This is a genomic window from Chryseobacterium sp. RU37D, from assembly GCF_900156075.1.
In the GTDB taxonomy this organism is placed as follows: Bacteria; Bacteroidota; Bacteroidia; order Flavobacteriales; family Weeksellaceae; genus Chryseobacterium.
This window is the reverse complement of sequence record NZ_FTMM01000004.1, coordinates 142480-152999: the sequence shown is the minus strand read 5'-3', so window position 1 is coordinate 152999 and position 10520 is coordinate 142480. Positions and strand designations below refer to the sequence as shown.

Sequence of the window (10520 nt, the reverse complement as noted above, 5' to 3'; positions counted from 1 at the left end):
ATAAGATTTGAAACGTTGGATATTACTTGGAAGAATCTGCATTTTTTAGCATTTTCTTTAAGATTAATCAAAAAATTAAAAGTTTAAACAACTTCAATATATAAACAGAATTTTTTTGCTCATTTGTGTTGTTTTTCGCTTGCAAATTTAAAAAAAATATAGCCTTTTAAATAACAAATTTGTAATTTTAGAAAAAAAAATATTTCGTTAGATTTGCAGAAAGAAAAATTTCAAATGGAAGAAAAAGTAATAAAGGACATCATAATTGAAACTATTAAAGAATTCACGGAGAATAACGGAATCGAAACAGGAGAAATTACAGAAAACCAGAGATTACTTGGCAGGGGAGGGATTTTTGATTCAATAGGACTGGTGCATTTTTTAGTAGATCTCGAAGAGGTCCTGGAAGAAAGATACGACAGAGAATTCAATCTTTCTAGTGAAGTTGCAATGTCCCGATCAACAAGCCCTTTTTTGAACCCCGCAGAGTTGACCAAATTTATTTTAGAGCTAGATGAAGAATAAGACAATTTTCATTACAGGCAACCGCAAAGGGATTGGTCTTCATCTTACAAAATATTATCTGGAAAAAGGATATAATGTTCTGGGATGCAGCAGGGCAGAGAGCGATCTCTCTAATGAAAACTATAGACACTATATATGTGATGTAAGTGATGAAAAAGAGGTCAAGCATGTTGTAAGACAGGCAAAAAAAGAATTTGACGGAATAGATATTCTTATCAATAATGCAGGTCTGGCCTCCCTGAATCATTCTCTGCTGACGCCCGGCTCAACAGTAAAAAAACTATTCGAAACCAATTTTTACGGAAGCTTTTTCTTTGCTAAAGAGTGTGCAAAGGTAATGAAGAACAATGGCGGAAGAATTGTGAATTTTTCTACAGTTGCAGTTCCTTTAAATCTTGAAGGGGAGATGATATATGCATCCTCAAAGGCAGCTGTCGAAAAAATGACCAAAATTCTTGCTAAAGAGCTTGCCGATTTTAATATTACAGTAAACGCAATCGGTCCTTCTCCAATCTATACGGATTTAATAAAAGTAGTACCGAAAGATAAAATTGAAGAACTCTTGAACCAGCAGGCCATCCACAGATTAGGCGAGCTGGAAGACGTTGAAAACGTGATCGACTTTTTTATCTCACCCAAAAGCAGCTTCGTTACAGGTCAAATTATTTATCTAGGAGGATTATGAAAATAGATCAGTTTTATAATTATTCAGGCATTTCTATTATTGAGGAACATGCTGCTCATACCTATGGAGAGCTTACAGACCAGATTTCCCGGTATAAAAAAGAACTTGTGAATACAATCGCTTCAAATGAGGTTGTTGCCATACTATCAGATTACAGCTTTGAGAGTATTTCTGCATTACTGGCGCTTTCAGAATTTCCATGCATCATTGTGCCTATAGTTCCTACAACTGATGCCGAGCTGCAAAATAAATTATCTGCCGCTAAGGTTACCAGAATTATTACCTTTAAAGACGGGAATCTTATTGTAACAAAAGCTGAAGCCAAAGATATTGAAAAGGTTGATAATTATCAGTCAATCATAGGTAAAAACCATTCCGGGCTTGTTTTATTTTCCAGCGGGACTACAGGAGTGCCGAAAGTGATGGTTCATGATTTCAGCGATCTTATTTCAGATTTTAAAGAACCTAAAAAGCAGAAAGATCTCAATTTTATATTATTCCTCCTTTTCGATCATATTGGAGGGATTAATACCCTTTTAGGATGTCTGAATAACGGCTCCCAGGTTACCATCCCGGAAAACAGAAACCCTGAACATATCATGCAGATCATTCAGGATAAAAAAATTCAGATACTTCCTACAAGCCCTACGTTTCTTAATCTTATGCTGATGACAGAAGATTTTGAAAAATATGATTTGTCGAGCCTTAAGATGATTACCTACGGTACAGAAAGGATGCCGCAGCATTTATTAAATAAGCTTAAGGAAAAAATTCCGAGAGTAAAGTTTATGCAGACTTTCGGAACCAGTGAAACCGGTATTCTGAAAACCGAGAGTAAATCTTCCACAAGCTTATTCTTCAAAATAATTGATCCGGATTATAAATTCAAGATTGAAGACGGGCAGCTGTTTTTGCATTCAAAAAATCAGGTTTCCGGCTATGTCAACCAAAAAAGCGACCAATTTACAAAAGAAGGCTGGTTTGCAACGGGAGATCTGGTGGAAGAGGATGAAGACGGATATATCAAAATAATCGGAAGGATAAATAAAGTCATCAATGTAGGTGGCTTAAAAGTGCTTCCGAAAGAAGTGGAAGATATTATAGACCAGATAGAAGGGGTAATAGATTCTACAGTCTATGCAAAAGATAATGCCATTACAGGGCAGATGGTTTGTGCCAAAATAGTCATTGAGGAGGGGATTGATGAAAAAGAAATGAAGCAGATCATTCTGAAAAAATGTAAAGAAGAGCTGGACAGGTATAAAGTTCCCGGCAAAATAATTATCTCGCATTCATTATCCTTTACAAACAGATTTAAAAAAGAAATATAAATAAAACACAAGCATATGTACATATTTTGGCGTTTAGTACTTTTCTGCTTTACCTTTTGGGAAAGACTATATATGAAAGTTTACATTAAAGTTTGTAAGCTTCAGGGGTTAAAATTAGGAAAAGACGTTAAAGTTTTTGAAAGAGTTTACTTTGGCTCAGAACCTTTTCTTATCGAAATAGGAGATAAAACACAGATAGCCGGAGGAACCCGTTTCGTCAATCACGGGGGTACTACAAAGACTCTGAGAAGATTGGAAGGGTTTGAAGACGTAAGAATTTTTGGAAGAATAAAAGTGGGAAAAAACTGTACGATAGGCTCCAATTGTGTCATTCAGCAGGATGTGGAGATAGGAGATAACTGTATCTTAGGAGCAGGATCCGTGCTTACTCATTCAATTCCTGATAATACTGTTTTTTCCGGCAATCCTGCTAAATTTATCTGCTCAACAGAACAGTATGCAGAATCTGTTTTGGATCAGAATACCATGTATCCGAGGGAGCTTGAAAAAGATAAAAAGAAGCTTGATGAATGGCTGAAAAACAATCTGCCGTATAACTTCAAAAAGGCGGTTGTCTACAAGAAAAGAAAATCTTCGATTGAAGAATAAATAAAAAGGATTGAAATAGCTCAATCCTTTTTTATTTTAAAATATTAATTATTATATCTTCTACTGCATCAAAAATTTTCTGATTGTCAAACTGTTTTTCAATATCATGTAAGTTATTCTGAATGTTTGAAACCATTTGGGGCTCAGTGAGGAATCTTTTCATTGCCTTGTACATCTCATCCGTTTCATAGCTGATGAGGTAGCCGGTTTTATTATGCTCAATCATTTCAGGGATCCCGCCCACATTCGTAGAGATGATCGGCTTCTGGAGGATTAAGGCATCTGCAATGATTAGAGGCCACGCTTCAGATTCGGAGGGAAGAATGAAAAAGTCTGCATTTTTCACATAAGGATAAGGATTCATGGAAGATCCCAGTAATTGGAAACTTTCTGTTACACCAAGTGTTTCGGCTTGTCTTTTCAGATTGTCCATTTCTTCACCGTCACCTATTACAATAATATGATGATCAAAACCGTCTTTCAGCAACCTTGCATGAGCGTCCATCAGCTTGTGAAAACCCTTCCTGCTGTGAAGCCTTGCAACGGAAACAAATACGGGTTTATTGGGAAGTTCCGGTTGAAAAGCCTGGGCTTTTTGTTTCAGTTCATCAATTGGAATAGCATTTAAAATAACTTGGTTTTCAGGTATTTTAAGATCGGGATACGTTTCAACTAAAACATCTTTTGTCTGCTGAGAGCCAAAAATAAAATAATCAAACTGAGGAATTTGTTTTAAAATTTCAGAAACTAAAGGCTGGAACTTAGGAATAGAAATATCAGAATGAAACCAGCCTATTTTTTTTGATTTTTTATTGGATGAATTCAAAACGGGGGCGAATGCAGCATATGTTGGTGCAATTTCTACGTCATATGTATCATTAAGAAGCTTATCCGCGATCTTAGGGTTTTTTAAGGCCTTCCTAAGCCTGATATTTCTTTTTACAAGTTGGATTTTTTGAATTGCTGGATTTTTCGAAAGATCTTCCTTTCCGTCTGTAAGATACACTTTTCTTACATGCTTTGGGATTTCATTGCGAAGCTCCCCTTGGTTGATATTTAGACATATTGTCATCTCAAATTTTTCAGGGTTTAGATTATTAAGCATGCTTAAAACTACCTTTTCCACTCCACCCATCTCCATGGAGCGGTGCCTGAAAAGCACTTTTATTTTTTTATTATCTAACATTAACCGAACAATTTTTGTAAAAGGATAAGGATTTTTTTCTTTATACGAAATAATATACCATTTTGATATTCTAAAAGTGAAAAAATTTCCTGAGGGCTACTATAGTTTTGTGGGATTTTTTTTCCGTTGATCTGTCTAAGGTTTCTTCGCTGCATGGCTTCCCAGATAGAGCGAGCGTAATAATTATATGATTTTTCTTTATTATCATTTTGAGAAATTCCGCCGGCGTGCGCTCTGTACAGGTAGTCTGTCTGGTCTATAAAATGTACTTTTCCTACTTCATACATTTTAAAATAAAGATCCTGATCTTCGGCAATTTTAAGTTCGGGATTTATTTTCTGCCCTTTCATATACACATCTTTTCGGAAGGATACAAAAGGAGCAATCTGAATTGGGAAATTAAAAAATGTTTTCTGCCCGTTGGGAACCTGCATTGCGGCTTTAAACTCTTTTATAATATTAAGATTCTGATCACATTTTGCCAACCGGGAATAGGTGAGGACAATCTCCTCGTTCTTTTGAAGTACTTCAACGGCACTCTTTAAGGCATTGGGCAGAATCACATCATCAGGATCCAGATAGCCGCAGATATCTCCGACAGCATCTTCGATAAGCTTTGCTTTTGTAACTCCGACGCCGTAGTTGGCATCGTTTTCATACAGTCTGAATCTTTTGTCGTTACCGATAATTTTTTTGATTATTTCTACGGAATCATCAGTGGACCTGTCATCAATGATCACTACTTCCCAATTTTTATATTCCTGTGCAAGAATAGAATTGTAGCAGTCTTTAAAGAACTTTCCATTGTTGTAGTTGGCTATTAAAACAGAAAATTTCATCCCTTTTGCGTTAATAATTTTTTACAAATATAAATATATCTTAAAAATAACAGAAAAATCTTTATTTTTGTGTCCTAAATTTAACACAGTGAGCGAAATATTAAGAGTTCTCAAAACATTTATTGCTTATTTAAAAAGACCTGATCTTTATCCGGAATTAGGGAGGAAAATTGTAAAAAACACCGTAAACAGAGGGAATGCCTTTAAAGGGAAGGAAAAAACCAATTCCTGGGCTGCATCTACAGCTGTTACCCAAAAAGAAGCGGTGGCCATGCTTTTCGGAATTGATATTGATCCTTTCAGAACGTCTTATGCAGATATTTTGAAAACTGCAGACCAAAGGGAAAAAGAATGCCCGATCAAGATGGGCGGGCCGGGAGCGCTGGAGCTTATTTATTACGCCTGCGAATTTGCCAATGCAAAAAGTGTAGTAGAAACTGGGGTTGCCTATGGATGGTCTTCTCTGGCTGCATTGTTGTCTCTGGAAAAAAGAGGCGGCTTATTGTATAGCTCAGACATGCCTTACCTGGCGCAGGATGGCGATCAGTACGTAGGATATGTAGTTCCTGAAAACCTGAAGCCCAACTGGAAATTATTCCGTTTTGCAGATAAAGAATCTTTGCCGAAAATTTTTACAGAGAATCCTTCATTTGATGTGGTGCATTATGACTCAGACAAAAGTTATAACGGAAGATTTTGGGCCTATAATGAGCTCTATAAGCACCTGAGGAAAGGAGGGATTTTCATCAGTGATGATATTGGTGACAATTCTGCGTATCAGGACTTCTGTGAAAGCAATAATATCAAAACAACGGTAGTAGAATACGAAGGAAAATACATCGGTGTTTTTGTAAAATAAAACAGATAGTGTATTTCAACCCGTGAAGATTACCCAGATTACATTTACTAGATTTATTGCTGCAGTTGCTATTGTTATTTATCATTTTAGAGGTGATCTGTTTGTTTTTAAGATAAAGTACATTTCCGGGATTTTTACTAAAGCCAATATAGGAGTAAGTTATTTTTTCATACTTTCCGGATTTATCATGATCATTGCTTATCATTGTAAGCAGAAAATCGACAGTCTGGAATTTTATAAAAACCGCCTGGCCAGGATTTATCCTCTGTATATCATTGGGATGCTGCTGTTCATGATAGCTGTACTCAAGGCTGATTTCCTGGCTGTAATCCTGTATCTTATGGGACTGCAGAGCTGGATTCCGGGTGATGCGCTGATCTTGAATTTTCCGGGATGGTCTATTTCTGTAGAGTTTTTCTTTTATTTGATTTTTCCGTTTTTGTATAATTATATTTATTTGAAAAAAAATAATTTTATCTGGGTGGCGGCTATTCTTATTTGGATTGCTACCCAGGTATTTTGTAATTATTATATGGAGTTTTTGTATGAAGGAAGATTTACAAAAGGCCATGATTTCATTCATTACTTTCCGCTGCTGCATCTTAATGAGTTTTTAGTGGGGAATCTTGCGGGGTTATATTTTGTGAAAAATTTTCGGCAGAAAAATTATGATTGGGCTATTATTCTTGTTTTCAGTGCAATATTGCTGTCAATTATTTTTATTCCGCTTTTTTATCATAATGGTTTAATGGCTGTTTTCTTTATTCCGCTTATTATTTTAATATCTCTTAATAATGGATTTTTAACGAAAATATTTTCATTAAAACCTTTTGAATATCTTGGCGAGATAAGCTATGCCATTTATATTATCCATATTCCTATTTTGCGAGTTTTAAGAACGGTTTTGAAAAAAACGAAAATAGATATGGATTATAATCTGCAGTTTGCTGTTTTCATGATCATTCTGCTTATAAGTGCGGCATTTTGTTATCATTTTATTGAGAAACCTCTGAGAGATCATCTGAGAAAAATAAGAATTAAATAAAAATATTTACTTTTGTTAAACATAAATGAATCCTATGAATAAAATAATGTTTCCTCAACCTCTTTTCAATAGCGGAAAGGTAGTATTTGACATTGTAAGCATAAAGATTTCATAAAATAATTTTTAAATCTTATGTTGTTTAATTCAATTGGTTTTTTGATCTTTCTGCCGATAGTTTTTATATTCTATTGGTTTGTTTTCAATAAAAAGTTTCAGCATCAGAATATGCTCGTTCTTATCGCAAGCTTTTACTTTTATGCATGCTGGGATTGGCGTTTTCTTTTTCTGTTAATGTTTTCCATTGGCCTGGATTTCTTTTCCGGGATTAAGATCGAGAACAGCAAAAGCAAAAAAGAAGCGAAATTCTGGCTGGCACTCAGCATTATTATCAACCTCGGTTTTTTAGGTTTCTTTAAATATTATAATTTTTTTGTAGAAAGTTTCTCAGATTTGTTGGGTGGCTTTGGCTTTCATGCCAATGTTTGGCTCCTTAAGGTCGTTCTTCCGGTTGGGATTTCATTTTATACATTTCATGGGCTTTCTTACGTTATTGACATATACAAAAAGAGAATTTCAGCGGAAAGAAATTTTATCGATTATGCTGTATTTGTAAGCTATTTTCCTCTTCTTGTGGCGGGGCCTATTGAAAGGGCGACCCATCTCTTACCACAAATTCAAAAGAAAAGAGTCTTCAATTACGAACAGGCTGCAGACGGAATGCGCCAGATACTCTGGGGATTTTTTAAGAAAATGGTGATTGCGGATAACTGTGCCCCCCTTGTCAATGAGATTTTTGCACACTATCACACCGAAAGTGCAAGTACTCTGGCTTTGGGAGCAATATTATTTGCTTTTCAGATATACGGAGATTTTTCAGGATATTCTGACATCGCTTTAGGAGTTTCAAGATTATTTGGAATAGAATTATTAAAAAACTTCTCGTTTCCTTATTTCTCAAGAGATATTGCGGAATTTTGGAGACGATGGCATATATCCTTGTCATCCTGGTTCAGGGATTATCTTTATATTCCGTTAGGCGGCAGCAAAGGAGGTTTGCTGATGAAGATGCGGAATACATTCATTATTTTCCTTGTTTCCGGCTTCTGGCATGGTGCCAACTGGACTTTTATTATCTGGGGTGGGCTTAATGCCATGTTTTTTTTACCATTACTGCTCACCAATAATAATAGGCAGAATCTCGAAGTTGTTGCCATGGATAAGCTGTTGCCTTCATTCAGGGAGGTTTTTCAAATTCTCATTACTTTTTCACTCACATGTTTTGCGTGGATTTTCTTTAGGGCAGCTTCTGTTTCTCAGGCAATCTCATACATCAAAAGAATATTTGATAAAACGCTTCTTTCCATGCCTCCTCACTTTCCGTACAAGGTGATGGCGCTTGTAGTTGTAATGCTTATTATAGAATGGATGAACCGCAGCAGGTTTCACGGCTTGGAAATAGAAAGATTCCACCCTTGGGCAAGAAGAATATTGTATGTAGGAATTATTTATATTATTATCCGTTATGCTAATTTCGGGAATAATGAATTTATTTATTTTCAATTTTAGTATGAAAAAATTTTTATTTAAAATATCATTTTATCTAATAGGAATCATTTTGTTATTTGCTGTATTGGGTTCTTTTGCAGACGGAAATACGGATGATAATTATATGCATTTTGCAGTAGAAAAGCCCACTAATATCATTATGGGAGATTCAAGGGGCTCCCAGGCCGTATTGCCGGGTATACTGAAAGATAAGCTTAATAAGACATTTGATAACTTTTCGCTTAATGTTGTGCAGTCTCCTTATGGCCCGGTTTATTTACAAGCCCTGAAAAGGAAAATATATCCGGATACCAGGAATGGCATATTTATTTTAACCGTTGACCCTTGGAATTTATCATTAAATAAAAGTGTCCAAAATCTGAAAGACTTTCCTGAAGAGAATTCACCGTTGAAAAATATGTATTTTTATGACATGTCTCCTAATTACGAGTATCTTTTTAAGCATTATACCAGAAGCTGGTTTAAGATTTATACAGAAAGAGCAGAGAAAGGAAGGTCAAATACCTATCTTCATAAAGATGGGTGGATGGAAGTGAATGTCAATATGCAGAAAGATTCGGTAGCGAAAAGAGAAATCGAAAAAATTGATATTTTTTATACAGATCTGTCAAAAACACAGGCTGTATCTCAAAAAAGGTTAAATTCTTTAGAAGATATTATTAAATTTCTACAGCCTAAAGGAACAGTTTACATTGTAAGGATCCCTGGTTCGGAAAGGCTTATGAAGTTAGAGAATATTTATTCTCCGGATTTTGATGCTAAAATCGGGGGTATTTCAAAAAAATATAACGTCAGATATTTCAATTTTTCCCCGCAAGCCGGAAAGTATACTTATACAGATGGCAATCATATGTATAAAGAGTCCGGAAAAATATTTACGGGCCGAATTGCGGATTCTATTCTTTCAGCTCAAAATCAGAGTAAATAATCTCTGAAATTAATATTATACAAACCAGATTGTATGCTCGGAAAATCTATAATCAAGTATTTCATGATCATACCCCATTTTTTCCCCGCTGGAGCCAGGGCGATTTCATAACTGCGCTGCATTCTTCGGATATGGATTTTTACATCTTCCGGGATAGTATTTTCCTGCTCTGCCCACTGGTTAATTTCTCTCCACAGTAAAACTTTTGTCGTGGCAGGCTTTATTTTTTTCGCATCAATGGTCGTTATTCTGTTATTTTCATGTACCCCCCTTACGGCTACAGCCTTATCCAGAATGCCCGGATAAAGATCAAGATAATAGGATAATCTGAATAAAAATTCCGTATCCTGATGAAGCCTTAAATGAGTTTTAAAAAAAGGATGTAATTTTTTTACCAAAGCATCTCTGCGGATTGTTAAAGTATCAATACTGAAAAGGCCAAAACTTCCTCTCATATTAATCTGCCCCGGAAAAACATCTTTAGGATCATGCATTTTATATACTGTTGTTAATCTGTCTCCAAAAATATCGTAATACTGTTCTTTCGCTTTCTCAGAATAATAATGAACTCCTAAAGCTCCGTAAACACCTTCCACTTTTGGGTCTTTAAAAAGCTCTTTTTCAGCATCAAAACGATTTGGCAGATAATAATCATCCGCATCTAAAAAGGCAATAAAATCTCCAGTCACCTTTTCTAATCCTAAATTTCTCGTCGGGCCAGCTCCATGATTTTCTTTATCCGGATGTTGGAATAGTTTTACTCGGCTATGTTTTTCTTCCAGCAGTCTACATACCTCCAATGCATTGTCCGGCGACTTGTCTTCAACTAGTATAATCTCGAATACTTCCTCAAACTGAAGTGCAGATTCTACAGCCTGAGTAACATATTTTTCAGCGTTATAAACTGGGATAATTACAGAGATTTTCATTTTGAATGTGTTTTTGGG

The 10520-nt window shown here is 35.6% G+C and carries 11 protein-coding genes; 8 read left to right on the top strand and 3 right to left on the bottom strand.

Going from position 1 to position 10520, the window contains the following annotated elements; genetic code table 11:
- The first annotated feature begins 213 nt into the window (after nucleotides 1-213).
- The 4 genes from BW926_RS03425 to BW926_RS03410 all read left to right on the top strand — a co-directional run bounded on the left by BW926_RS03425 (nucleotide 214) and on the right by BW926_RS03410 (nucleotide 3150).
- Nucleotides 214-525, top strand: coding sequence for a hypothetical protein (locus tag BW926_RS03425; RefSeq protein WP_143756490.1), 312 nt, complete (start codon nucleotides 214-216; stop codon nucleotides 523-525).
- Nucleotides 515-1210, top strand: a complete 696-nt coding sequence (locus BW926_RS03420; protein ID WP_076444174.1) for an SDR family NAD(P)-dependent oxidoreductase — start codon at nucleotides 515-517, stop codon at nucleotides 1208-1210. Before BW926_RS03425 ends, BW926_RS03420 begins: the two co-directional genes overlap by 11 nt.
- Nucleotides 1207-2541: an ANL family adenylate-forming protein gene (locus BW926_RS03415; RefSeq protein WP_076444172.1), complete on the top strand. Its 1335-nt coding sequence runs from the start codon at nucleotides 1207-1209 to the stop codon at nucleotides 2539-2541. The genes BW926_RS03420 and BW926_RS03415 overlap by 4 nt, the downstream gene beginning before the upstream one ends.
- Nucleotides 2542-2613: 72 nt before the next feature.
- A complete protein-coding gene (locus BW926_RS03410) occupies nucleotides 2614-3150 on the top strand; it encodes an acyltransferase (RefSeq protein WP_228403384.1) in 537 nt (178 codons plus the stop codon).
- A 31-nt stretch (nucleotides 3151-3181) separates the two neighbouring features.
- Here the strand turns inward: BW926_RS03410 and BW926_RS03405 are convergent, their stop codons facing one another.
- Nucleotides 3182-4336 carry a glycosyltransferase gene (locus BW926_RS03405; protein WP_076444168.1) on the bottom strand — a complete coding sequence of 385 codons (1155 nt, stop codon included), beginning with the start codon at nucleotides 4334-4336 and terminating at the stop codon, nucleotides 3182-3184.
- Entirely contained in the window at nucleotides 4336-5175 is an 840-nt protein-coding gene (locus BW926_RS03400) for a glycosyltransferase family 2 protein (protein ID WP_076444166.1), read from the bottom strand. The genes BW926_RS03405 and BW926_RS03400 overlap by 1 nt, the downstream gene beginning before the upstream one ends.
- Nucleotides 5176-5263: 88 nt before the next feature.
- On the opposite strand from BW926_RS03400, the gene BW926_RS03395 reads away from it, so the two are divergent.
- From BW926_RS03395 to BW926_RS03380, 4 genes are all read left to right on the top strand, one after another.
- Nucleotides 5264-6034 carry a class I SAM-dependent methyltransferase gene (locus BW926_RS03395; RefSeq protein WP_076444202.1) on the top strand — a complete coding sequence of 257 codons (771 nt, stop codon included), beginning with the start codon at nucleotides 5264-5266 and terminating at the stop codon, nucleotides 6032-6034.
- Between the two features lie 22 nt (nucleotides 6035-6056).
- Nucleotides 6057-7079: an acyltransferase family protein gene (locus BW926_RS03390; RefSeq protein ID WP_076444164.1), complete on the top strand. Its 1023-nt coding sequence runs from the start codon at nucleotides 6057-6059 to the stop codon at nucleotides 7077-7079.
- Nucleotides 7080-7211: 132 nt separating this feature from the next.
- Nucleotides 7212-8645: an MBOAT family O-acyltransferase gene (locus tag BW926_RS03385; RefSeq protein ID WP_076444162.1), complete on the top strand. Its 1434-nt coding sequence runs from the start codon at nucleotides 7212-7214 to the stop codon at nucleotides 8643-8645.
- Nucleotide 8646: 1 nt separating this feature from the next.
- Entirely contained in the window at nucleotides 8647-9573 is a 927-nt protein-coding gene (locus tag BW926_RS03380) for a hypothetical protein (protein WP_228403383.1), read from the top strand.
- Here BW926_RS03380 and BW926_RS03375 read toward each other — a convergent pair.
- Entirely contained in the window at nucleotides 9561-10502 is a 942-nt protein-coding gene (locus BW926_RS03375) for a glycosyltransferase family 2 protein (protein WP_076444158.1), read from the bottom strand. The two genes, BW926_RS03380 and BW926_RS03375, sit on opposite strands and share 13 nt — an antisense overlap.
- Nucleotides 10503-10520 lie beyond the last annotated feature (18 nt).